Annotated in this window: 21 protein-coding genes and 1 pseudogene; 11 read left to right on the top strand and 11 right to left on the bottom strand. The window is 36.3% G+C overall.

Features of this window, described 5'->3' with window-relative positions:
- The first annotated feature begins 8 nt into the window (after positions 1-8).
- The 3 genes and pseudogenes from dxs to O9A_RS03175 all read left to right on the top strand — a co-directional run bounded on the left by dxs (position 9) and on the right by O9A_RS03175 (position 3,936).
- Positions 9-1,931, top strand: coding sequence for a 1-deoxy-D-xylulose-5-phosphate synthase (gene dxs, locus O9A_RS03165; RefSeq protein ID WP_034458709.1), 1,923 nt, complete (start codon positions 9-11; stop codon positions 1,929-1,931).
- Between the two features lies 1 nt (position 1,932).
- The gene (locus O9A_RS03170) at positions 1,933-2,685 is read left to right on the top strand and encodes a TlyA family RNA methyltransferase (protein ID WP_034458711.1); all 753 of its coding nucleotides are present in this window, start codon (positions 1,933-1,935) and stop codon (positions 2,683-2,685) included.
- A pseudogene (locus O9A_RS03175) lies at positions 2,675-3,936 on the top strand (class I SAM-dependent RNA methyltransferase). Before O9A_RS03170 ends, O9A_RS03175 begins: the two are co-directional and overlap by 11 nt.
- 64 nt (positions 3,937-4,000) lie before the next feature.
- Here O9A_RS03175 and tldD read toward each other — a convergent pair.
- A complete protein-coding gene (gene tldD / locus O9A_RS03180; protein ID WP_034458712.1) occupies positions 4,001-5,419 on the bottom strand; it encodes a metalloprotease TldD in 1,419 nt (472 codons plus the stop codon).
- Positions 5,420-5,504: 85 nt separating this feature from the next.
- Complete coding sequence (locus O9A_RS03185) at positions 5,505-6,044, bottom strand: invasion associated locus B family protein (RefSeq protein WP_034458715.1); 540 nt, start codon at positions 6,042-6,044, stop codon at positions 5,505-5,507.
- Between the two features lie 396 nt (positions 6,045-6,440).
- On the opposite strand from O9A_RS03185, the gene cyoE reads away from it, so the two are divergent.
- The 4 genes from cyoE (at position 6,441) to rnhA (ending at position 10,049) form a co-directional block, all read left to right on the top strand.
- Positions 6,441-7,376, top strand: a complete 936-nt coding sequence (gene cyoE / locus O9A_RS03190) for a heme o synthase (protein WP_034458717.1) — start codon at positions 6,441-6,443, stop codon at positions 7,374-7,376.
- Positions 7,377-7,561: 185 nt separating this feature from the next.
- The gene (ispH, locus tag O9A_RS03195; protein ID WP_034458720.1) at positions 7,562-8,593 is read left to right on the top strand and encodes a 4-hydroxy-3-methylbut-2-enyl diphosphate reductase; all 1,032 of its coding nucleotides are present in this window, start codon (positions 7,562-7,564) and stop codon (positions 8,591-8,593) included.
- A 23-nt stretch (positions 8,594-8,616) separates the two neighbouring features.
- Entirely contained in the window at positions 8,617-9,576 is a 960-nt protein-coding gene (locus O9A_RS03200; protein ID WP_034458722.1) for a homoserine kinase, read from the top strand.
- A 5-nt stretch (positions 9,577-9,581) separates the two neighbouring features.
- Positions 9,582-10,049 (top strand): ribonuclease HI, encoded by a 468-nt coding sequence (gene rnhA / locus O9A_RS03205; RefSeq protein ID WP_034458724.1) that lies wholly within the window; start codon positions 9,582-9,584, stop codon positions 10,047-10,049.
- A gap of 46 nt (positions 10,050-10,095) precedes the next feature.
- On the opposite strand, the gene O9A_RS03210 is transcribed toward rnhA, so the two are convergent.
- Positions 10,096-10,950: a protein-disulfide reductase DsbD domain-containing protein gene (locus tag O9A_RS03210; protein ID WP_034458726.1), complete on the bottom strand. Its 855-nt coding sequence runs from the start codon at positions 10,948-10,950 to the stop codon at positions 10,096-10,098.
- 71 nt (positions 10,951-11,021) lie between these two features.
- Here O9A_RS03210 and O9A_RS03215 point away from each other — a divergent pair, with 71 nt between their 5' ends.
- Complete coding sequence (locus O9A_RS03215; RefSeq protein ID WP_034458728.1) at positions 11,022-11,606, top strand: YqgE/AlgH family protein; 585 nt, start codon at positions 11,022-11,024, stop codon at positions 11,604-11,606.
- Between the two features lie 46 nt (positions 11,607-11,652).
- Here the strand turns inward: O9A_RS03215 and O9A_RS03220 are convergent, their stop codons facing one another.
- The 7 genes from O9A_RS03220 to O9A_RS03250 all read right to left on the bottom strand — a co-directional run bounded on the left by O9A_RS03220 (position 11,653) and on the right by O9A_RS03250 (position 21,510).
- Positions 11,653-14,538 carry an EAL domain-containing protein gene (locus O9A_RS03220; RefSeq protein ID WP_034458730.1) on the bottom strand — a complete coding sequence of 962 codons (2,886 nt, stop codon included), beginning with the start codon at positions 14,536-14,538 and terminating at the stop codon, positions 11,653-11,655.
- 440 nt (positions 14,539-14,978) lie between these two features.
- Positions 14,979-16,253, bottom strand: a complete 1,275-nt coding sequence (locus tag O9A_RS03225; protein ID WP_034458732.1) for a M16 family metallopeptidase — start codon at positions 16,251-16,253, stop codon at positions 14,979-14,981.
- Positions 16,254-16,338: 85 nt separating this feature from the next.
- Positions 16,339-17,736 carry a threonine synthase gene (thrC, locus tag O9A_RS03230; RefSeq protein ID WP_034458734.1) on the bottom strand — a complete coding sequence of 466 codons (1,398 nt, stop codon included), beginning with the start codon at positions 17,734-17,736 and terminating at the stop codon, positions 16,339-16,341.
- A 589-nt stretch (positions 17,737-18,325) separates the two neighbouring features.
- Complete coding sequence (locus tag O9A_RS03235; RefSeq protein WP_034458736.1) at positions 18,326-18,694, bottom strand: hypothetical protein; 369 nt, start codon at positions 18,692-18,694, stop codon at positions 18,326-18,328.
- A 209-nt stretch (positions 18,695-18,903) separates the two neighbouring features.
- Positions 18,904-19,269 (bottom strand): hypothetical protein, encoded by a 366-nt coding sequence (locus O9A_RS03240; protein WP_034458739.1) that lies wholly within the window; start codon positions 19,267-19,269, stop codon positions 18,904-18,906.
- 173 nt (positions 19,270-19,442) lie between these two features.
- Positions 19,443-19,778 carry a hypothetical protein gene (locus O9A_RS03245; RefSeq protein ID WP_034458741.1) on the bottom strand — a complete coding sequence of 112 codons (336 nt, stop codon included), beginning with the start codon at positions 19,776-19,778 and terminating at the stop codon, positions 19,443-19,445.
- Positions 19,779-20,808: 1,030 nt separating this feature from the next.
- On the bottom strand, positions 20,809-21,510 hold the full coding sequence (locus tag O9A_RS03250) for an HAD family hydrolase (RefSeq protein WP_034458743.1): 702 nt from the start codon (positions 21,508-21,510) through the stop codon (positions 20,809-20,811).
- 399 nt (positions 21,511-21,909) lie between these two features.
- Between O9A_RS03250 and O9A_RS03255 the strand changes: the two genes are divergently transcribed.
- Complete coding sequence (locus tag O9A_RS03255; RefSeq protein WP_425348744.1) at positions 21,910-22,998, top strand: site-specific DNA-methyltransferase; 1,089 nt, start codon at positions 21,910-21,912, stop codon at positions 22,996-22,998.
- A 49-nt stretch (positions 22,999-23,047) separates the two neighbouring features.
- On the opposite strand, the gene mutY is transcribed toward O9A_RS03255, so the two are convergent.
- A complete protein-coding gene (gene mutY / locus O9A_RS03260) occupies positions 23,048-24,106 on the bottom strand; it encodes an A/G-specific adenine glycosylase (protein WP_051665558.1) in 1,059 nt (352 codons plus the stop codon).
- A gap of 214 nt (positions 24,107-24,320) precedes the next feature.
- Here mutY and O9A_RS03265 point away from each other — a divergent pair, with 214 nt between their 5' ends.
- Entirely contained in the window at positions 24,321-24,821 is a 501-nt protein-coding gene (locus O9A_RS03265; protein WP_034458749.1) for a DUF721 domain-containing protein, read from the top strand.
- An 86-nt stretch (positions 24,822-24,907) separates the two neighbouring features.
- A complete protein-coding gene (locus O9A_RS03270; protein WP_034458751.1) occupies positions 24,908-25,564 on the top strand; it encodes a DsbA family protein in 657 nt (218 codons plus the stop codon).
- The last annotated feature ends 169 nt before the right edge of the window (positions 25,565-25,733 follow it).

Raw genomic sequence — 25,733 nt, forward strand, 5'->3', positions numbered from 1 at the left:
AGTTTTTTTTGTCTCAGACATTGACGCCATTGCTTGATCGTATTTGTTTACCACAAGATTTACGGGCATTGCCTGAGTCTGATTTGGCGCGGTTAGCTGATGAGTTGCGTTCAGAAACAATTGATACGGTTTCCGTAACAGGTGGTCATCTTGGTGCTGGACTTGGCGTTGTTGAGCTTACTATTGCATTGCATTATGTTTTTAATACCCCTGAGGATAGGATTATTTGGGATGTTGGTCATCAAGCTTATCCGCATAAAATTTTAACGGGGCGTAGAGAGAAAATTCGCACATTGCGTCAAGAGGGGGGATTATCAGGTTTTACAAAGCGTTCAGAAAGTGTGTATGATCCATTTGGTGCGGGGCATTCTTCTACTTCTATTTCAGCTGGTCTTGGTATGGCAGTAGCAAGTGCTTTAAAAGCAGAGACAAGAAGAAACATTGTTGCAGTGATTGGTGATGGCGCTATGTCTGCTGGTATGGCATATGAAGCGATGAATAACGCTGGTGCTTTGGATGCACGTTTGATTGTTGTCCTTAATGATAATGATATGTCTATTGCACCACCAACAGGTGCTATGAGTGCTCATCTTGCACGATTGGTTTCTCGTCCTGCTTACCGTAGTTTGCGCGAACGGGTAAAGGTATTAGGTAAAAAATTGCCAAAGTTCTTTTTAGACAAAGCACGTCGTTCAGAGGAATTTGCACGTGGTTTTTTAGTTGGAGGAACTTTGTTTGAAGAGCTTGGCTTTTACTATGTTGGACCAATAAATGGTCACAATTTGAAGCATTTATTACCTGTTTTAAAGAATGTTCGCGAATATCCTACCGGTCCTGTTTTGATACATGTGGTTACGCATAAGGGCAAGGGATATGCACCTGCGGAAGCGTCATTGGATAAATATCATGGTGTTAATCGTTTTGATATTATAACAGGTAAACAGGTTAAAGCATCAAGCAATGTTCTTCCCTATACTAAAGTATTTTCTAAAGCTTTAAGAGAAGAAGCCAGTTATGATAATAAGATTGTTGCTATAACAGCGGCAATGCCAACAGGAACGGGTCTTGATTTTTTCGCTGAAAAATTTCCTGAAAGAATGTTTGATGTTGGTATCGCTGAGCAGCATGCAGTAACTTTTGCTGCTGGCATGGCCTGTGAAGGCTACAAACCTTTTGTCGCGATTTATTCTACTTTTTTGCAGCGCGCTTATGATCAGATTATCCACGATGTATCGATTCAAAAGTTACCTGTACGTTTTGCGATTGATCGAGCTGGTTTTGTAGGCGCAGATGGCGCGACGCACGCTGGCAGTTTTGATATTGTTTTTTTGACTACTCTGCCTGAATTTGTTGTTATGGCGCCTTCTGATGAAATGGAACTGATGCATATGGTACGTACCGCTGCGGCTTATGATCAGGGGCCAATTTCCTTTCGTTATCCGCGTGGCGAAGGGATTGGCATGGATTTACCGCAGCGCGGTGAGATATTAGAGATTGGTAAAGGGCGTATTCTGCGTGAGGGAAACAGGATAGCTTTGGTTTGTTTTGGAACGCGGATGTCAGAAGTGTTGGTGGCTGCTGATGCGTTGAGTACGGAGGGATTGTCTACGACGGTTGCAGATGCACGGTTTGCAAAGCCTTTAGATAAAGATTTGATGCGTCGTTTAGCACGTGAGCATGAAGTATTAGTGACAATTGAAGAAGGCGCAATAGGTGGATTTGGAGCGCACTTATTACAATTTTTGGCGCAAGAAGGGCTTTTAGAACATGGTTTGAAAGTTCGCACATTAAAGCTTCCTGATGAATATTTGAACCATGGTTCACAAGAGAAAGTTCTTTCGCGTATAGGCCTTGATGCTGTTGGTATTGTCAATACGGTTTTTTCTGCTTTAGGATGCAAGATTCGGACAGTGCAGAAAATTCGAGTATGAGATGGCTATTAGAAAAAGGCTTGATATCCTTTTAGTTGAAAAAAACTTTTTTATAACTCGTTCACGAGCACGTGATGCTATTGTTCGCCAAGCGATTAAGGTTAATGGTGAAATCATTTTAAAAGCTGGGAAAATCATTTCTGATGACGCAGAAATTGTCGTTTGTGATCCTGCACAGAATTATGTTTCACGTGCGGCACTAAAATTGATATGTGCACTTGATGCATTTCCGATTGTAACGGATAAAGTGACTGCCATTGATATTGGTACATCGACAGGTGGTTTTACACAAGTTCTCTTAGAGCGCGGAGCAGAGCATATTATTGCTGTTGATGTTGGTCATAATCAATTGGATGCACGTTTATTTGGCAACAGTGCGATAACCTTATTGGAAGGCTTAAATGTTAGAGATTTAAAACAGGAACATTTAGGTGGGCGAGAGATTGATCTCATTGTTTCAGACGTTAGCTTTATTTCTCTCAAACTTGCATTACCTCCTGTTTTGTCTTTAGCCAAGCAGGGAGCACAGGCCGTTTTATTGGTAAAGCCACAATTTGAAATTGGTCGAGAATTTCTTGGTAAGGGGGGGATATTGAGAGATCTATCAAAAGCAAAACAAACTGCTAAAAGACTTTTTGATTGGTTAAATACGCAAAAAGGGTGGATCGCAAAAGGTTTGCTTCTCTCTCCCATTACAGGTAGTGATGGCAATTTAGAATATTTGTTATTCGGAGAAAAAAAGGGTGAGCAATAGAATGGTAATTGAGCATATTGGAGCTAGTGATTACGGTATTTCTAATACACCATATGATCCTATCTCTGTTCTTTTTACTTTACCGGGAGAGGTAGCTATAGTTTCTCTTCTTGGAAAATATGGAAAACTTATTGCCTTAGAAGAACAATCATCAGAACGCGTTGATGCCATCTACCAACATTTTGAGAATTGTGGAGGGTATGTTCTTCAGCATTGACATGCCGATGCTTATCGCGTTTGGAAACGACAATTGGTTGTTGATGCGCTAAAAAGATATGAGATTGATGTTTTTGTTTCTCCTTTAATTGAATGTGGATATCAAAATCGCCGGCGAATTCACTTTAACAGTGCTTTCCACTCAGAAAGGTCATATTGTTGGCTTTTAACAGTTATGTATCTCATGATGTTATCGCACTTGAGGAATGTCCAGTCACAAGTTTAGAGATTATCTCTAAACTAGATTCTATCAAGCTACTTTGTGCTCTTGTAGGCAATCTTATTAAGCGTTTTCAGGTTACAGTAACGTTTGTTGAAAATGGTTTAGATGTTGCTTTCAATGGGTGTGTTGTAAGGGATGAGCATATTTGTCAGAAAATGGTTCATATAGCTCTTGCATATGGAATTACATGTTTATTTATTAAAGGTGAAGTTTTGGTTGAACGAGAAAAACCATTGGTTTACTTCGGAGATGTTTGTGTTGAATTTCCTGCTGGTGGGTTTCTACAAGCGACTTTTGAAGCAGAAAATATTATAGGCAATATTATTTTGGCCTATTTGGCCTATTTAGAAAAAGCACGGAATGCTGTTGATTTGTTTTTAAGGGTAGGAACATTTACTTTACGTATGGCGAAAAAGATGAATGTTCATGCGGTAGAAAATGATTAGATAGCATTAGCAAATTTAGATTGAGCAGCGCGTTTTATAACTGGTTTAAAACAGTAACTTGTGAAAAACGTGATCTTTTTTGTTGTCCACTTTCTGCGAAGGAACTAGCGTGTTTTGAGTGCGTTGTTTTTGATCCTCCACGTGCTGGTACACAAGAGCAGGTGCATGAATTAGTGAAGACAACAATCCCTCGTGTGGTAGCTATTTCATGCAATCCTGTTACGTTTGCTCGTGATTTATCTCTTCTTGTTGCCGGTGGCTATCAATAGAAAAAATCATACCGATTGATCAATTTTTATGGTCTCCACAGTTGAAATTGTTGCACTTCTAAGCAAGCTTAAAGCGAAGGTAAATTGGAAGCTTTAGCCTAAATTGAAAAACTCTTTTAAATTCTGTTGAGAATTTTTTAAATCAAGCTGGTTTGTATATTTTATGCAAGTGTTGTTCCACCAATTGTCATATTATTAATTCGCAGATGAGGTTGTCCAACGCCAACAGGGATGCTTTGTCCGGCTTTTCCGCACATACCGATACCATTATCAAGTTTGCTATCATTTCCAATCATTGTAATACGTTTCATGGCTTCTGGTCCGTTTCCAATAAGAGTTGCACCTTTAATGGGGGCTACAATTTTTCCATTTTCTACTCTGTAAGCTTCGGTGCATTCAAAGACGAATTTTCCAGAAGTGATATCAACCTGTCCACCACCAAAGGAAACAGCATAGATGCCACTTTTGAGTGAGGATAGAATTTCTTCAGGTGTTTTATCGCCTCCTAACATGATCGTATTTGTCATTCGTGGCATTGGTGCATATGCATAGGATTCACGCCGTCCATTTCCAGTTGGATTAACACCCATAAGCCGAGCATTTAGCCTGTCTTGCATAAAACCAACAAGTTTTCCATCTTCAATAAGAACGTTATATCCTGATGGTGTGCCTTCATCATCAACAGTAAGTGAACCACGACATTTTGGAATTGTACCATCATCAACAACTGTTACACCTTTTGCGGCAACTTGTTGACCCAAAAGTTCAGAAAAAGCAGATGTTTTTTTGCGGTTAAAGTCTCCTTCTAATCCATGGCCTACGGCTTCATGAAGCATAACGCCAGGCCATCCGTTGGCTAAGACAACATCAAATGTTCCTGCTGGAGCTGCTTCTGCTTCTAAGTTTATGAGAGCCATACGCAAAGCCTCATCAGCAGCCTTTTTCCAATTTTTTTCGTTAATGAATCGGCTAAATGCTTGTCGTCCACCACATCCGTAGAAGCCATTTTCACGCCGATTACCCTCAGCAGAAACCACAGATATAGAAAGTCGTACAAGCGGACGGACATCACGAACAAAATGCCCATCAGCACGCAAAATTTCAACATGTTGTAGTGAACCGGAAAGAGAAACGGTTACTTGATGCAATTTATCATTTTTTGTACGTAAATAGTTATCAATTTTTTGTAAAAGTGCACTTTTTTCTTCGAATGATGGAGCATTAAGGGGATTATGTGATTGATAAAGTTTTTTGTTTGTTTGTTGAGGTGCTATGCTATAAGATCCTACATGATTTTTATAGGTAACAGCTTTAGCTGCTTCACTAGCACGTTTGAGTGCGGCAGCTGATAATTCACTAGAGTACGCATATCCAGTAGCTTCTCCAGAAACAACGCGCAGACCAAATCCCATATCTTGATGAAATGAGCCATTTTTAAGCTGTCCATTATCAAATAAAAGCGTTTCGCTTTCTGTATACTCAAGATAAAGTTCGCCATCATCAGCATGGTGAAGTGATTCTTGCACAAGTGATTGCACTTTAGCTGAAGCAATATCAAAATGGTCAATCAGGGATTTCATAGTAGTTATCCTATTTTCAATGTCTGGAAGATTTCATTTGTTGTGTTCAAGAAATTATAAAACAAATTCTAAGATACAAATTTTATTACATTGGTAAATTTGTATAGGCATCATTAAGTCCTTGAAGATCAACGAGGCTTCCGATTCCTTGCTCGGGAGTTGTGAAGATAAAATAGGTTGCTGTTTTACCTTTTAGAAAAAGTTGTAATATATCGTCTTTAAGAATAGCTTCAGCAACACAATTATCACCCAGACAACGACGATATTCTATTCGTCCCATATTTTTATCGTCAATTTTAAGTCCAACACCAGGGCGCAATTCAACACGGATTGGAACAAAAACGCGCATCAAAACACCTTGATTTTTAGGAAGTTTATAAAAAGTAACACGCAGGGTAATATCATGCCGATTCTGTGTGTGTACGTTTTGCACAACTTCACATTGTATATTAGGTGTACCTGGTGGCAAAGAACAGACTTTTGTCCATGCACCATAGGTTTTTGGGGGAGGAACACTTTGTATATCCGATGTTTGTGCAAAAGTGTGAGTAATAGAACTATTATAAAGTGCATAAAGAATAGCACCAACAAAGAAAATTTTTTTTATCAATTTATAAAGTACCACAGGAAACCTTACCTAAATCAACACTCTTAATGTAAAGGTTTGTAAAAAACTTCAAACTGAAATTATAACATAAAACTAGTGTCTACCAAACATATTAACCCATATGCACGAAAGAAAAAGTGAAAAAAACAGTCTCCTAAGAGAAAAAGCTTTTAGCATTGCTTTACGATGTTTGGTAGGATGTATTTTATTTTTATGATACATTTTTAATGTAAGAAAAAATGTGTAGTGAAAAAATGTATTTTTGTTGCAGATACTTCTCTCTTTTTTTAGGGGATACATATAAGAGAAGCATCTTCCATGTTCTCAAAAATACTCATATATTAATTAGTCACTCCCATATGCCAGAAAGTGTTTGCCTATGGATGACAGAGATGGAAAAGGTCTGTAAGCGGAATGTCTATTCCAAGAGAATTATTGGTTGTAAATGGTAAATCAATTTCACCAAAATCTAGTATTTATGATTATATCACATTATTAAAACCACGGGTTATGTCGCTTGTTGTCTTTACAGCTCTAGTTGGATTGATCCTATCACCTATTTCTATAAATCCATTGTATGGTTTTTTAGCAATTTTGTGTATTGCTGTAGGTGGTGGTGGTGCTGGAGCACTTAATATGTGGTATGATGCTGATATTGATGCAATGATGGAACGTACCAAAAGTCGCCCTATTCCTGCTGGTAAAATCAGTTCCAGAAAAGCATTTGTTTTTGGCATGGTTCTTTCTTTACTTTCTGTATTGATTATGGGGAATTTCGTTAATTGGTTTGCAGCACTTTTTCTTGCGTTCACAATTTTCTTTTATATCGTTGTCTATACGATTTGGTTAAAGCGTAGAACTCCGCACAATATTGTTATTGGTGGTGCAGCTGGAGCTTTTCCACCTATGATTGGATGGGCTGCGGCAACCGGTACAGTGAATATTGAGAGTTTTTTATTATTTTTAATCATTTTTATGTGGACTCCACCGCATTTTTGGTCTCTTTCTCTCTTTTCATCCCTTGATTATGATACAGCGGGCATTCCTATGATGCCTAATGTACGAGGGGAGCATTCAACAAAAAAACAGATCTTATTTTATACTATTCTGATGGCAATATGTGCCGCTGGACCTTTTATTACCGGTTTTGCAGGTGTTTTCTATGGTATTTTTTCGACAGTTTTGAGCATTATCTTTATTCATTTTGCCTATCGTTTGTGGAAAGCTAATACACATGACGCAACTATTTTGATGGCAAAAAAGACGTTTTTTTTTTCGTTATTTTATTTAGCAGCTATATTTGGAATTCTTTTGATTGAATTTCTTGTTTGGTGTTTCATCATCCTCTAGTACAATGAAATTAAAGAGAAAACTTAAAATAACTCTGCCTGAATAATTATAAGAATGTGTCATACCTGATACGCTATTACAGGGCAGGAGTGTATTTTCAATTTTTTTCTTTACAGTGTTTGTATTGTGCGTAAAAATGGTAATTTAAAATATATGGTCAAAGTTATAAATATTAAGGAAAGTTTATGTCTATACTTTCCCCTTTAATAATACGTCTTTGTAGTCCGCGTGGATTTTGTGCGGGAGTTGATCGCGCTATCCAAATTGTTCTTCTTGCATTAAAAAAATATGGTGCTCCGGTGTATGTTCGTCATGAAATTGTGCACAATCGCTATGTCGTTGAAGGACTGCAGCAACGGGGGGCTATTTTTGTGGAAGAACTTAATGAGATTCCAGAAGAACATCGCAATCAACCTGTTGTTTTTTCTGCGCATGGTGTGCCAAAATCTGTACCAAAACAGGCTGATCGCTATAATTTGTTTTATCTCGACGCAACATGTCCGTTGGTTTCTAAGGTTCATAAACAAGCAATGCGGCATCAACGCCATGGACATCATGTCATATTAATTGGTCATGCTGGTCATCCTGAGGTGATAGGAACAATGGGACAGCTTGAAAAAGAGGCTGTTACGTTAATTGAAACGGTGGAAGATGCTTTGCATTATCAACCAGATGATCCAGATAATTTGGGATTTGTAACGCAAACAACACTTTCTGTTGAAGATACAGCTGGGATTCTTAATGTATTACAAAGACGTTTTCCTGCGTTGGAACCGCCAGCTGCCGAATCAATTTGTTATGCTACGACGAATCGCCAAAATGCTGTTAAGGCGGCTGCACTGGGGAGCGATTTATTTTTGATTGTTGGTGCACCGAATTCTTCTAATTCACGACGTTTGGTAGAGGTTGCTAAGAGATCTGGTGCGCGGCAGTCTATTTTAGTTCAACGGGCTGATGAAATTGATTTTGATCGTTTGGGTGCTCTTTCAGTGGTGAGCCTTTCAGCAGGAGCTTCTGCTCCTGAAATGATTGTTGATGAAATTATTTCAGCTTTTCGTGAGCGTTATGATGTGTCAATAGAATTGACTGAAACAGTGGTGGAAAACGAGACATTTTTGGTAAATCGCGAATTACGTGATGTTGTTTTGACTCTTCAAGATATGGCTTTTATGAATGGTCAAGCTGAAACGCTAAAAAACAAAAATCAGGATATGTAAATACCTTCAATGAAAGCAGAATAATGGCGGTTCATACAGATATTCATCCGAATGATTTGAAGGTATTTTTAACACGTTATTCGATAGGTTCGCTTCTCTCCTATCAAGGCATAGTGGAGGGTATCGAAAATTCTAATTTCATACTGTATACAACAGAAGGCAGGTTTATTCTAACGCTTTATGAAAAACGTATTTCAAAAGATGATTTGCCTTTTTTTTGTAGTCTTATGCAGCATTTAGGGAGGCGAGGAATTCCTTGCCCTCAACCGGTAATTCAAAATAATGGGACGATGATCGGTGAATTAGCAGGACGTCCAGCTGCTATTATTACTTTTTTGGAAGGGATGTGGATCCGCCAGTCCAGTGTATATCATTGTTGTGAAGTAGGTTGTAGTTTAGCTCAGTTGCATTTAGCTGCTCAGGATTTTTCGCTTAGTCGGAGAAATACTCTTTCTCTTGTGGATTGGAAATGTTTATGGGAACGTTGCCAAACAAGGAAAGATCCATTGCTTAGAGAGTTTGGAAAAAAAATTGATACTGAATTAGCTTTTTTAGAAGAAAATTGGCCGTCGATTTTGCCAACAGGTATTATTCATGCTGATTTGTTCAATGATAATGTATTTTTTCTGAATGATCGTCTTTCTGGCATTATTGACTTCTATTTTGCTTGTAATGACTTTTTGGCTTATGATTTAGCTATTTGTTTGAATGCTTGGTGTTTTGAACATGATCATTCCTATAATCTTATAAAAGCACGTGGACTATTGGAAAGTTATCAAAAGATGAGGCCATTGGTGCCTTTAGAATTGAATGCGATTGTTATATTAGCGCGTGGTGCAGCCTTACGCTTTTTACTCACACGCCTTTATGATTGGTTCAATACACCGTTCGGTAGTGTTGTGGTTAAAAAAGATCCATGGGAATATTGGCATAAGCTTTGTTTTTTCAGTAATGTAGGTTCACTAAGTGAATTAGGTTTTTAAATTTTATGTTACATCAACAGAAAGTCGTTGAAATTTATACAGATGGTGCTTGTTCAGGAAATCCTGGAGTTGGAGGGTGGGGAGCAATTTTACGCTGGAAAGGTCATGAATGTGAGCTTTATGGTGGAGAAGTGCAAACGACCAATAATCAAATGGAACTAATGGCGGCACTTTGCGCGTTAAAGGCACTTAAAGAATCTTGTTCGGTTGATCTTTATACGGATTCAGTTTATGTACGCAATGGTATATCTTTATGGCTTGAAGGATGGAAGAAGAATAATTGGCAAACTGTATCAAGAAAAACTGTTAAAAATAAAGAGTTATGGCAAGCTCTTGAGGATGTTTGTTCTCGCCATACTATCAGATGGCACTGGATAAAAGGACATGCTGGTCATCCAGATAATGAGCGTGCAGATGCACTTGCACGTAAGGCAATTATTGAATATCGGAAAAATGGATGTTTTTCGGCATAGTCTTTGAGATCTTTTCCTTTGATTACGGAATAGAAAGAAGGTTTGATTACAGAGGAACGATAAATGTTCCGCTTAAGGCGTAATCTTTAAAGGAGACCGTGTAAAAAACTGTTTTGTTTGTTGTCTTTGATGTGAAATAGATGGGAGCACTAAAAAGCGTATATTCTACGGTATCACTTACTTTTTTTGCTGGTCCAATTTGCATTTCTTTTCCATCTAAAAAGAGAGATATCGGTATGATTTTCTTTTTATTTTGTATTTTGATAAAGAGGGTATTTGTCTCTTTTCTAGCATTTATTTTTAATTCATGATGTGTTGTATGAGGTAAGGCATCCTGAGCCTTTTTTAATAGAGATAAAGGAAGTTGTTTGTTGTTTTGAATGGATGGAGAGAAATTAAAGTTAACAGTAAACGGAAAACAGATTTTATTACATAATCCAAGAGTTAAAGAACCAGTTAAGTTACTGCTTGTATGGGAGATGGTAAAAGGCAATAAGACTTCATTTTTATAACCGATTGACCACTCGTTTTCTGTTTCATAAAGCTGTGGTATGGGGTAAAAGATTTCATAAGAAACTTGTTGCTGGAAATTAAAAAATGGTGCCATGCCTGAATTACCTGGATTGCGCCAGTATGTTTTCCATCCAGGTTTAAGAACGATTTCAATGACTCCGTTTCTTATTGTAGAAAAAGAAGGACTAGTGATAGATAATCTGACGCGTCCTCCATTTGATTCATACCAAGGTGTTGTAAAGAGATATACCTCTTGTTTTGTTTGAGCGCTAACAGAGTAGTGAAGCAATCCTAAAAATACGAATGTTAAGCTTAAAGTAACTAAAAGTTCTTTATAACATAAAATTGAAATATTTTTTAATTGTATAAAGATTTGAATTTTTTTCATTTGGGTTTTATTTTCTTTTTGTATGAATTGGACTGAATTTTAACATGTAAGCTATGGAGAATAACAAATTAATGAAGCAACGTGATGGCTTTTTAGGTGGACAGTTACTCATAGCAATGCCTGGGATGAATGACAAACGTTTTATTCGTTCTGTTATTTATATTTGTGCACATTCTGATGCTGGTGCTATGGGGATTATTCTTAATCAATTGCACCATATTGATTTTCCTGAGCTTTTGCTTCATCTTGGGGTCATAAACAGTGGTCAAAAACAACATCTTTCTGAACCAATAAAAAAGTTTCCCGTACGCTATGGTGGACCTGTTGATCCTTCACGTGGTTTTGTGCTTCATTCGGATGATTATGCTTGTGAAGAAACCGTTCTTGTTGCGGATAAGATCTGTTTTACTGCAACAATTGATATACTAAAAGCAATCAGTTGTGAAAAAGGTCCTCAACATGCATTGATCGCACTAGGTTACGCTGGATGGAAAGCGGGACAGCTTGAGGCAGAAATTTCTACAAACGGTTGGCTGATAAGCTCAACATCGCCTAGTTTTCTTTTCGAAAGCGATTTAAGTCGCAAATATGATGAAAGTTTAATCCGTATGGGAATTAATCCGACCTATCTTGTTTCTGAAATGGGGCACGCGTAAAGAATTTTACTATTTCCCGAGTTTTTATTTAACAGTATTTTCTCTCCTATGGTTTGTTTTTATAAGGGAAGTGATTTTGAACGAGAGTGATTAACTCTTCGATGGCAACTGGCTTAGTAACAAGTGTGCTTTGAACATATTTACAGCCTTCTTGACGTAGGAAAATCGCTTCTTTTTCATTTTCAACGCCTTCTGCGATGATTTGTAAATTAAGATCAATTGCCATATTAATAATAGATTTGAGAATAAGTTTTTTCTTAATCGAATCGATTGAGATAAGTGAACGATCTAATTTAACCATGTCAAATGGATAACGGACGAGATATGCAAGTGATGAATAACCTGTTCCAAAATTATCCAGTGCGAGATTCAGTCCCAGTGCTTTAATTTGTTCAAGAAAGTGCGCTGATTGTTCAGGATTTTTTCTCAAGACAAATTCCGATATTTCTATCATCAATCTCCCTTTGCTGAGTGGGTGGCGAAGCAGAGTGGAGCGCAATTGACTTATAAAGCGAGGATGAACCATTTCCGGGCTTGGTAAATTGATTGAAATAAAGAAAGATTGTTGAAAGAATTTTTCTTGTACATTTATAAGATCAATAACGGCATTGTCGATGATAAATTCTGCAAAATCCATAACGATTTGTTCGTTTTCTACGATCTTGATAAAATCAGAGATATTAAGATTTCCATAATTTGGATGATGCCATTCTACAATTGTCTCAAAACCAATAATATGTCCATCTGATAAATTAAGAATAGGATGGTAGAGAATTTTTATTTCATTACGTTTTATAGCATAATGAACGTCTTGTCCCATAGTATTATGCTCGAGGCCTAACGTGCGAAAATTGGGGCGAAAAGGTTCAATATGGTTTCCTCCCATTTGTTTTGCGCGGATCATCGCTAGTTCACTGTCATTTAAAATATCTTTGGCCGTTGATCTATTTTCACTCCACGTGACTAGCCCAATTGATGTTGAAAGCTTTATTTTCTTTTCTGTAAGTGCAATAGGTGCTGAAATTGTTTTGTGCAGATGATCTGCAAATGTTGCAATTTTTTGCGGTTCAGTTTCACTGAGTAAAATGATTGCAAAACGGTCTGCAGAAAGACGTGACAAGGTATCTTGAAAGTTAATAAGACGGCTCAAGCGGCGTGCTATAATAAGCAATACTGTGTCACCAACAGCTATGCCTAATTTGTGATTAATTTGACGGAAATTGTCAAAGTCAATCATAAAGACAGTTGGTCTAATTTTAATATTTTCTTTAGCCAAAGAGGTATAGTTTTGTAGTCTATCGAAAAAAATTTGTTGATTAGGGAGTCCCGTTAAGCTGTCGTGGATTGCATCATGCAATAAACGTTCTTCGGCTTTCTTGTGGTTAGTAATATTAACTATGGTGCCAATGACACGGATAATTTTTCCATCTTTTTGCATAGCTGGACGTGCACGAAGAGAAAACCAATGATAATAACCACCACCGGAAGAAAGCCGGAAAATTTGATCAATGCGTCCTTTTTTGTTTTTAAGAATGATATCCAATACGGCTTGAAAGCGTTCACGATCATCATGGTGCAAAGCTGAAATCCAGTTTTGCATAGGACCATTGAGTTTGTGGGTTTCAGTCCCAAAGAGGGGCTTCATATCTGGATGCACAACAATGCGATCACGTTCGACATTCCAATCCCAAATAATATTTCCAGCTCCTTTTGCTGCGAGCACTTGCTGTTCAAGGTCAGAAAATATTCCTTCATGGAAAGCATCATTGGAAAAAGTTTGTTGCATGACAGTAAAGCTGATGAGAAGCACAATCAGCACTAGTCCACCTGATAAAGCTGGTTGGATAATGTCATTGTTTAAATATCCTGCTATGCAGGCATAGGCCCCTAAACACCAGCAGCTAATAAGCAACCATGTTGGTATAAGCATGATTGCACGGTCATAGCTTCGGATGGAAAAATAGCTAATTAAAATAATACCAAGTATAGCGGTGAGGCCAAATGACAAACGAGCGATTCCAGCTGCTCTAGTGGGGTCATAAACAGCAAACGCTCCCAGACCACAAAGAGCGATAGTCCACACAATTGCACCATAACTGAAGTGATAGTGCCAGCGGTTAAGGCATAGATAGGTGAAAAGGAAAATAAAGAGTGTGGCTGCAAGTGCTACTTCTGTACCAGCACGCCAAATTGGTTGTGTTGTTAATGTAACAGCAAAGAATTTATTTAAAAAGTTGAAGTCGATGCCAATATAAAAAAGCACCGCCCAGGCGATAGCAGCTGTTGCAGGAAAAAGAACTGTGCCACGAACGACGAAAAGAACAGTTAAGAGAAGCGCTAAAAGACCTGATATACCAAGAAGAATACCATGGTAAAGCGTATAAGAATTAATGGCATCCTTATAGGCTTCAGGTTTCCATAAATAGATTTGTGGCAAATTTGCAGAATTAAGTTCTGCGACAAATGTAACGATAGCGCCAGGGTTAAGTGTAATACGGAAGATATCAGAGTTTGCACTGGATTGACGATCAAGGGAAAAACCTTCGCTTGGCGTGATGGATTGAATCCGTGCTGATCCAAGGTCAGGCCAAAGAAAACCGGAGTGTGCCATACGATAATGGGGGACAACAATAAGACGGTCAATTTGTTCGTCTGTGGGATTTGCAAGAGAAAATACTGCCCAGTTTCCAGAAAATTTTGCATTTTTTGCCTGCACTTCAATGCGCCATACAATACCATCTGGTCCTGGCACTGTACTTGTTTGAAAGATAGAGTTGTCCGTATGATGAATTTCGATTGCTCTTGAAAGATCAAGAGCGGCATCTTGAGAAGAGATTTTGATAGGCTCAATTGCTTTTACTGATGTAAGATGGACAAAAGAGCTTAGAACCATAACAAAGATAATGTTAATTATTTTACGCAAACTCTTCACAATGTTTCACTTTCAGTATTTTTTATGATGTTTAATTTTAAATCTTTTCAAGAAAATACGTCCACCTTTTATAATTTATTATACATAACAAGCAGTTATTGTTTTCTTTTAAAAAGTTACGCCGATTACATACAAATATAAATTAGATATCTGCTTGCCTCAATGGGGCTTGAAACCGATGGAATTTTATTTTTAGGAGAGAAAAAAATAAGCCATTGGTTTTTAGTTCACAGATATATATTGACTAGAGTTATTATCACATGAAGTGTGAGTTGGGTAGTTTTGTATACCTCTTTGAGAAATATTTTCCAAACTTATTCAGGGAGAAGAATTTTTGTGGTAAATTTTATCATAAGACGCATATTATTATATACAGCTCTTTTTTTACACTTCATCATAGGGAATAATGCATAAAGCGTTTGAAAAAGGTTTATTTAAACCTACTTTATATTTGATGAAAGTGTTGATGTTAAGTTATCGAAATGCATGAGAGAGCCAACAGGTCCAACAGCTGCTAATGTTGGAGTAGTATTGATAAAAAGACGGCCAGCTAAATCAATTAATCTTGCGGGAGTAATAAGCTCTAAGCGTTCAATTATTTCAGATAGTGAAATCTCTCTGCCATAAAGAAGCATTTGACGGGCAATGAAACTGGCTTGACTAGATGGATTTTCCTGCGCCATTGTAAGGGTAGCTCGATATTGTGCTCGTGCTCGTTGAAGTTCATTGGCGTGGATGCTTTTGCTTACCTTAGAGAGCTCGTCGAGAATTACAGGAAGCAGTTCTTTTAGTTTTTCTTGTCCGGTGGCAGCGTGAAGGCCAAAAAGTCCGATATCTGAAAATCCCCAATGAAAAGCATAAATAGAATAGCATAATCCACGTTTTTCTCTCACTTCTTGAAAGAGTCGTGATGACATACCTCCACCAAGAATGATTGAAAGAATTTGTGCAGCATAAAAATCACGCGCATGATAGGCGCGTCCTTCAAAACCAAGAACAACTTGTGTGTCCATTAGATCGCGATATTCACGAAAATCGCCTCCGACATAATTCGCAAGGTTTGTGAGAGGCTCTGTTGAGTGAGGACGAAAAGTGCTAAGGCGACTTTCGACCTCTTGCAGGAAATTTTTGTGTTGTACAGCGCCTGCTGCAACTACGATCATACGGTCTGCGCTATAGTGTTGATTCATAAAACTATGAAGGTCAGCAGATGTAAATGATTGAACGGTTTTCGGTGTTCCTAAAATAGAGCGACCAAGCGACTGATGACGAAAGGCTGTTTCAGTAAAGTGATCAAAAACGACATCATCAGGAACATCACGAGCGGCACCAATTTCTTGAAAAACCACTTGTTTTTCTCGTTCTAATTCATCCTCATCAAATTTTGAATGCATTAAAATATCGGCTAGAATGTCAATTGCAAGCGGAATATCGTTTTTAAGTACACGTGCAAAATAGGCAGTTGTTTCCGTACTGGTGGTAGCGTTGATTTCACCACCAACATCTTCAATATCACTTGCAATCTGAAAGGCTGTACGGTTTTCCGTTCCTTTGAAAGCCATATGTTCAAGAAGATGGGCGATTCCATGCTGTGTAAAGGTTTCATTACGTGAGCCAACTTTAACCCATATTCCGAGAGCTACACTGTCAATTTGTTGCATTGTATGTGTGGCGATGGTCAAACCATTACTCAGGCGGCTGATATCTACACCCATGTGTTCACGACTCCGTTAAACAAGCCAAATACTTTAATTATTAAGAGTATTGGAATATTATTGATTTGAATTAATGCAGCTAACTTTAATAAGATGCACGCGATTTTAAAGAAATGTAATTTTTGACTATTTTTTCATCATTAGCAAGACCTATAAAATGTTCTTCGCGTTCCATTAAATTGTTGAGACGAGATGGCCATGGGGCATTAAGTCCACAGGCGTTTTTAATGGCGTCAGGAAATTTAGCAGGATGAGCAGTAGAAAGAACGATCATTGGAATATGTGGTTGTCTGTTTTCACGAGCTACTTTAAGCGCAACAGCTGTATGTGGATCAACGAGATAGCCGCTTTCTTTATAAACACTGTCAATTGTTTTTGCTGTTTCAGCTATGCTACTTTTCCCTGCAGAAAACAGGGAACGAATATTTTTGAGCTGCTTTTCATTAAGATTAAAACATCCTGATTTTTTCAAGTTTTCCATCGCATTGCGAATCCACACAGGATCACGATCGCTACTTTCAAACAGTAAGCGTTCAAAATTAGAAGAGGCTTGAATATCCATAGAGGGTGATGTTGTATAGGTTATCGTCCGTGTTTCATAAGTGCCGCTGGTTAATGTGCGTACGAGGATGTCATTATCATTTGTTGCAATGACCAATTGGGCAATGGGTAACCCCATACGGGCAGCAACATAACCTGCAAAAATATCACCAAAATTTCCAGTAGGAACAGTAAATGAGACAGCTCTATCAGGAGCACCCAAAGAAAGTGCAGATGAAAAATAATAAACAGTTTGCGCTATAATACGTGCCCAATTTATAGAATTAACTCCCGAAAGCGCTTTTTTTTGCCGGAAATTATAGTCATTAAACATTGCTTTCACCAGTGCTTGGCAGTCATCAAAACTCCCTTCAATGGCTATGGCATGCACATTTGTGTTGTGACTGGTCGTCATTTGCCGCTGCTGAACGGGTGATACGCGCCCTTTAGGAAACAAAATAAAAACGTCTGAATATTCTCTTCCAGCAAAAGCTTGTATTGCAGCACCACCTGTATCACCTGATGTGGCAGCAATAATTGTTGCGCATTTATTTTTTTTGATGAGAACATAATCCATCAGTCGAGAAAGAAACTGCATTGCGACATCTTTAAATGCCAAAGTAGGACCGTGAAAAAGTTCAAGAATAAATTCATTTGGTCCAGTTTGCAGTAACGGACAGGTCGCTGGATGGTGAAAGGAAGCATAAGACTCAGAAATCATATTTTCAAAAGAAGTATATTCGATTTCGTTATTCATAAAGGGCCAAAGAATGGTTTTAGCGATTGTCATATAGGATTGACCACGAAGCGCTCGTAATGCATCGAATGATAATTGGGGAAATTTTTCTGGAAGATAAAGTCCACCATCACTAGCCAGTCCAGTCATAATAGTTTCAATAAAGCCTAAGGCAGGAGCTTCACCTCTCGTGCTGATATATTGCATAAGTTTTTTCCTTCGTTTATTTCTGATAAGTTGGCGAAGTTATTTATTTCATGTTTTTCATGATATTTAAATTATTAAATCAATAGAAATTTATTTGCTTATTCTTATAAATAATGAAAAGAAATGACATTAGCCATTTCTGTTTTTAAAAATTAAAACATAAATATTTATGAAAAATTTGTCATAGACAAGAGACCTTTTTCTATTATTCATTCGCTTATTTTGCAATTCATGTTAATTGATATATTTTCCTCAATAATGAGATAACTATAGATAATAGTATTTATTGAAAAAATTCCTTGCACAAAATCAATTATTCGTAGTTATTTTTCTGTTCTTATTTTGTATAATAAAAAAATCATATACAAATTAGTCTTTTTCAAAATAGTATAGTATGATTTATGTTGAAGGATTTATGAGGTAATTTCATGGCATTACTAATGGGTATTATATTTGCTACGCAGTATTATTGGTATGTAGCTAAGGTTATTTATAGAAAATACAAAAAACAGTCTGCCCTATTATGTGAGACAGACTGCAATTAAAAAATTATTTTAAAAAAAGAAAAAAGTAATCGGATAATTGGGGGTTATTTGCCTTTAGTTTTACCTACTGCCCATCCAAGTATACCAGTAAACATACCCATGATAGATCCTATCAGGAAACCAAAACTTAGAGCTCCTACGGTAGTAAAAATTCCTAACGTAATGGGCTCAAACACCTTTTCAATTTTTCCTTCAAGAGCAGGTTCATTTTTTGCTTCATAAGTGAAACTTGGCACATAGAAAGTAGCCATATTGATTACTTTCTTTTTTCCTTGTTCCATTACAGAAACAGAAATATTCTCTTGCTGAGGGCTATTTCTCAAATGATTTGCATGAGCATTTATAATTTGTGAAAGAGAAAAAAACACCGCGATAAAAACACGGAATACATGATTTTTAAATACTTTAATCATAATTTTACCTCAAATATCTTTAATTGATCACTAATCAAATGCATCGATAAAGCTAAGAGATGCGCTGGAAGAAAGTTTTTAAGATCGTTTTTACTCACAAGAATTAACGATGCGTTTTATAGGTAATAATGAGTACAAAGTGTAAGCTATTTTCATTTTCTATACTGAATTATTAAGTTTCCATATTTGAAAAAGAAATTTTGTGAGCTTTACTGTTTTGTTTTGTATATAATGAGATTTATTATCCACCCGAATAGCAGTCCCACTGCAGTTGTTGCATACCCGATTGCCATTCCAATACCAAAAATCCCTATTGTGATAGGCTCCACTACTTTCTCAACTTTTCCTTCAAGAGCAGATTCATTTTTTGCTTCATAAGTGAAACTTGGTATATAGAAAGCCGCCATATTAATTGCTTTCTTTTTTTCTTGTTCCATTATATAAACAGAAATATTCTCTTGCTGAGGGCTATTTCTAAAAGGATTTGCATGAGCACTGACACTTACAATTTGTGAAAGAGAAAAAAATGTTGCAATAAAAACACGGAATACATGATTTTTAAATACTTTAACCATAATTTTACCTTAAATACTTTTATTAATATAAATGAACAGATGTGAAGTCAGTAATGCAGAAATCGACAAATTTTCACGACGGTTGATGATTGTAGTAAAGGAGATGTGCTTCATTATGTGCTTTTGTGGTATTAATAAACACATAATGAAGCTCCTTTATCATTATTTATACGTCATTTGAAGAATGATATAATTTGCGCTATCCAGTTTATTACGGTTGAAATTATGTATCCAGCGCTCATTATACCTACTCCGAGCGTAATGATATCAACTACCTTTTCAACTTTTCCTTCAAAGGCAATTTCATTTTCTGTTCCATGATTTAAGCTTGGAATATAAAAAGCAGTCATATTGATTGTTTTCTTATTTCCCTGTTCTACTACGGAAATAGGAGCGGCTGCTTGAGAGTTATTTTCTAAGTAATTTGCGTGAACATTTGCAACTTGCGAAAGAAAAAAAACACTAACTGTTACAATACTCAAGAGCTGATTTCTAAGTACTTTTTTCATAATTTTACCTCAAATATTCTATTTTTAATTAAATCAGTAAATACATCATTGAATATAGTAAAAATGAATTACATATATACAAAACGTATTTACATATCAAATAATGATATGTATATCATTATGTATATTTAATCAATAGTAAAAATACATAGTGAAGTTATATTTATTTTAATTATTAAATATATGATAAAATAAGATAAATATTTTACAGAAATTTTTTAAAAATATTTTACAGATTTTTATCGAATTTTTTATGTAATTCTTATTTGTAGAGTGTATTTTTTATTCTCATTTTGGATGTTTTTTAATTTTAGATTATAGCTAATTGAATTATAAATTTAATGACTTCATTTTATCTTTAAATAATAAATATGATTTGTAAGGATCAAAAAATTAATTACAGAGATATAAATACAAATGAGTTTATCTTATATTTTTTATACAATTAAATAAAATCTAAAAGATATAAGTAGTATTTTTGTTTATACATATTTAAAATAATAAATTAAGATACAAAATATAATTTTATAATTTGTGATTTAAATTTTAATAAGATAAATTGATAAATGCGTCGTTTATTTTCCAATATGCAGAAAAAGAGATCTAAAAAATTTTAATGAAATTAAATAAAGAGGTTTTTACTAAATCATACTTAGCATATTGATGCAGTTTTATTCATGATGGTGAATACTATGATCTGTATGTTTTAAGCTAAGAATTGTATGTAGATCTTATTTATGTAGTGTATTTATTTGCGTCATTATTACCCAATTCCCCAAAGGGATAAGGAGCATACTGATTGTATCATTTTCAGGTTATTATGCGAAAATGATGTATTATTTTTATTTACAATGAGCAGAATGCAGATTGCGTAGCAATGAAGTTACTGATGATAAAAATGATTAAGAGCAGTTGTTAATTATACGCAGCTATTATAATTGTCTCTTAATTCTTGTGGTATGTTTTATCAAGGTAAGAAAATTTTAGTAAAAATATTACTGAAAAACAGTGTAAGTTGATATATTTCTAATTATGATAAATCTTGCCATACTGCCATTGCTTCTAAGACTTCTAATAAATGAGCATGTTTTGCGATAGCTGTTTCAGCACCAGCCTCTACAAGTGCATTAGAGTGGCCAAGATAACTATGCGATCCTCCAGTAAAACCGATAACGCGCATGCCTGCTGCGGTTGCAGCATGTACGCCATGAAGTGAATCTTCTATAACAATAGTGTTGTTTGGTTTTATGCGTAATTGTTGTGCGGCGGAAAGAAAAACATCAGGAGCAGGTTTCGTTTTTTTTGTTCCGATTTCAGGAGCAGAAAATATTTTATCTTTATCATCAAAAAAATTATAGAGATCAACGATAGTGAGCATCTCTTTTATCTCTGTGCTTCTTGCATTAGAGCAAATACAATAAGGATAGCGAGATTGTATCGCTTCTATCGCTTCTCTTATACCATCGATAGCACGTAATTCAGTTTTTATTTGTGCTCGAAAAAGATCTGACATCTGATCTACAAGATGAGCAGAAGTTGGTTTTCCTGTTTCCTGTTCAACTTTTTTAAGAATATCAAGAAAGATTAGTCCTGCATAACGCGTACTCAATTCTTCAGGTGATATTTCATATCCAGTTTTCTTAAGTAATTGAGATCCAATTTGTGCTGCGAGATATTCAGAATCTACGAGAACTCCATCACAATCAAAAATAATGAGATCTATCTTAGGCATAAGATATTCCTTTACATGTTACTTATTAAGCTTGAAAACTTGCTTTAAAATGATCTTCAAGAGACTTTATTTCATAAAAATATGCTTTGAAAATGATTCCTATTATTTTGATAAAACAAAGAGAAGGATATGTGAAGAGTATCTCGAAAAAAGAAGAAATAAAGATTTATCAGTATGAAATTGCTTTATTATTTTTAACAGCAAAACAAATATCAATTTTGCAAAAATAGGCAACAATTTTGAATAAACTTAACGATCCATTTACTCTATTTTGTAAATATAGATTTGGTAGTGCGGACCTATAGTCATTTTGATTATGGGATAATTTCAATTCATTTTGTTGGGTATTTCATGTCGGTTATTCAGCTTCAAAAAGATTTTGTTCAGATTTCTTCACAGATGTCATGGCGTAATAAAATTTTAAAAGGAGATTGTGTTGCAGTACTGGAAAAACTGCCCAAACATTCTGTTGATATGATTTTTGCCGATCCTCCTTATAATTTACAATTAGAGGGTGCTTTATACCGTCCAGATCATTCGCTTGTTAATGCAGTAGATGATGCGTGGGATCAGTTTGAGAGTTTTGCTGCTTATGATGCATTTACGCGTGCATGGCTGCTTGCGTGTCGTCGTGTATTAAAACCCAATGGGACACTCTGGGTTATTGGATCTTACCATAATATTTTTCGGGTTGGTACAGCCTTACAAGATTTAGGTTTTTGGATACTGAATGATATAATTTGGCGTAAAAATAATCCCATGCCTAATTTTCGTGGGCGTCGCTTTCAAAATGCTCATGAGACGCTTATTTGGGCTGTTCGAAATCAAAAGGATAAAAAATACACATTTAATTATGATTCCTTAAAAGCTGCCAATGAAGATACACAAATGCGTTCAGATTGGCTTTTTCCTCTTTGTACTGGTGCTGAACGTTTAAAAGATGAAGCAGGGCGTAAATTACATCCGACACAAAAACCACAACCTTTATTAGCGCGTATTATTATGGCGTCTAGTAAGTCTGGTGACGTTATTCTTGATCCGTTTTTTGGCTCGGGAACAACAGGCGCTGTTGCTAAACTTTTGGGGCGTGATTTTGTGGGTATTGAACGTGAACAACAATATATTGATGCAGCCTATGAAAGGATTGCTAAGGTTCAACCTTTAAACGAACCAGAATTAGCGATTTGGGGTAGAAAAAAAGCAGAACCGCGTGTTGCATTCAACAGTTTGCTTGAAGCGGGTTTAATCCGTCCTGGAGAAGTTCTTTATGATCGGAAGAGGCAAGTCTCTGCTATTGTAAAAGCTGATGGTACTCTCATGTATGGTGGTGAAGTTGGTTCTATTCATGCAATGGGGCGAAAGGCTCAAGATTTACAAAGCTGTAACGGTTGGACATTTTGGTATTACGAGGAAAATGGACAATTGAAATCAATAGATGAATTAAGAATATTAATACGTTCACAGATGTTAAAAAATGGTATTGTATAAGATTAATGAGTTCACGCTACTAAGTACTTCATCTGTTCAGTGAGGGGCGTTATTTTAACTTGAAAGGATGTGGAATTGCGACGGCGATGGCTTTTTTCATCACAGTAGGGAGAGCCTGTTCGGCAAGATGATGAATGTCGCACCACCAACCATTTTGATGTTTTATTTCGCGAATACCGCTAATATAGTAAACGTCAAGTTTCAAAGAAAAATGGGTAAAAACATGTGTAATTTGTCCTTTAAATTGCCAATTGGCAGTAAAGGGTGCATTTTGGAGTCCATTTGGGTTCTTTATTCCAATATTGTTAGGAATTTGGGTCATACCACCGAGTAATTTTTCACCCTGTCGCTTTTCGAGATAAATTTGCTTCTTTTCATTAAGAACAACAAAAGCAGCACCAGTTTTTGAAAGGCGTTCTTTTTTAGGAGCTTTGATTGGAAAAAAATCTGCTTTTTGCATTTTTTCTGCTCTACATAAACTTTGGAGAGGGCAGAGGGGGCAAGATGGTTTACGTGGTGTGCAAATTGTCGCTCCTAGATCCATCATAGCCTGAGCAAAGTCGCCAGGGCGATTTAAAGCAGTAATTTTTTGTGTTTTTTCTTTAATTTCAGCTTTTGCTTTGGGCAAGACTGAGGTGATAGCAAATAAGCGTGTTACAACGCGTTCAACATTACTATCAACAACAGCTACAGGATGGTTAAACGCAATAGCAGCGATGGCTGCAGCAGTATAGTCTCCAATACCGGATAGAGTACGTAATACTTTTACAGATTGTGGAAATTGTCCTCCGTGATTTTCAACGAGCTGTCTCGCACAATTTTTAAGATTGCGTGCACGTGAATAATAACCAAGACCCGCCCAAGCTTTCATGATATCATTTTGTGAAGCTTTTGCTAAAGAAGAAAGGTTAGGCCAAAGTTTCAAAAATTTTTTAAAATAGGGCTTAACAGCTTCAACAGTTGTTTGTTGAAGCATGATTTCAGAAAGCCAAATGCGATAAGGATCAGGGTGAATGCCTTGCATTTGTTCTTCTGGGGTAATACGCCATGGTAGATGTCGGTGTTTTTGATCGTACCAAGAAAGAAGGCGTGAAGAAATTTCATGCATGATTTTTGTCAACCACAGGGAGATATAAAATGCAAAAGAAAAAAAGTATTAATTTTGCAATTCATAGTTCTTTTTTTCCTTATTATTAGGACTTTTTGTCAAGTAAGTATCGGATTTTATCGATATTTAATTAATTTTTGAAGGTAAGAGCTCTTAGATGAAAGAATAAATTGTTATAATTTAGTAAATGTTTTGATGATGATGATTTAGAAAGATGAGCAAACAACTTCAAAAACGCCACTTTTATTCTCTTTCTGAGACGATATTCAAAATGCTTGATCCAGTTTTACGTAAGCGAACAGGACTTAATGTGGCGCTTATAGAGAATTGGTCACAGATTGCAGGCCATGATATCGCTGAGTATACAGTACCACTTAAGATTATTTGGAAACGTCGCGTGGATCAAAATAAAATTTTTCAACCTGGAACACTTGTTGTGGCGTGTGAAGGATTTGTTGCGTTGAAATTGATGCATGAGACAGAGGAGTTGATTCATAGAATTAATGGTTTTTTTGGGTATGTTGCTCTTAACCGCATCAAAATTGAACAAAGGAGCATTTCGGTTCTTAGTGATCAGTTGTTGAAGAAGTTATCTTTGAGTGAAAAAGACAAAAAATGCGTGGAAAAAATGCTTGAGGGGGTTGAGAATGAAAGTTTACGCCAATCACTTTATGAACTTGGCTGTTGCATTTTTGCAGAAAAAAAGAATAAATAGAGCAGAGTATTTTACATATTTTTCTTTAGTAATATGAAAGAGTGTTGGATTCTTATTCGTTTAATAACAACAGAAAAGTATTATTGATGATAAACTGTCGTTCCTTTTTGTCTTTCGCGATAATTTTTTCTCTAATGACAACCATGCAAATCAGTGCAACCACCGTTTTAGCTGATGAAGTTAAACCAGTTTCAACTGTTGATATGACCGAACTTCTTAAATCAGGCAAGGTTAAGGATAGGTTTGAGGGGAAGGAAAACGCACCAGTAACAATTGTTGAATATGCTTCATTAACGTGTGTTCATTGCGCACATTTTTATACTGATGTACTTCCTCAAATTCGTAAAAAGTATATCAAAACGGGAAAAGTAAAACTTATCTTCCGAGATTTTGCTTTTGATTCTCGTGCAACGGCAGGCTTTATGTTGGCGCGCTGTGTACCAGAAGATCGTTATTTTCCTTTGATAGAAGTTTTATTTCAAAAACAGTCTGAGTGGGTTTGGGGGAGAGATGCTGTGACGCCGTTGAAGAAAATTGGCTTAATGGCAGGTTTTACCGATGAAAGTTTTAATGCCTGTCTGAAAAATCAGTCTATTTTAGATGAAGTAAATGCGTCTTTTGAGCGTGGAAAAGAACTTGGTGTCAATGCAACACCTACCTTCTTTATTAATGGTAATAAATATGAAGGTGTGATGTCAGTAGAAGCCTTCTTTTCAGTGATTGATAGTTTTCTTAAAAACTAATCTTTTCTTTAGAAGATGGGTATTGATATTTGTGATTGTTCCCCTTCTTTTCGAAGAAAAGAGGTTTTGCACATTGGTAAGCTAATATTTCTTTGGTTTAGCCAATTTTGAATCGAATATTGCTTTTGAGGATTAGCCCAGATCAAATGATGTTTTGATGCTAATATGG

This window comes from Bartonella koehlerae C-29 (assembly GCF_000706625.1).
In the GTDB taxonomy this organism is placed as follows: domain Bacteria; phylum Pseudomonadota; class Alphaproteobacteria; order Rhizobiales; family Rhizobiaceae; genus Bartonella; species Bartonella koehlerae.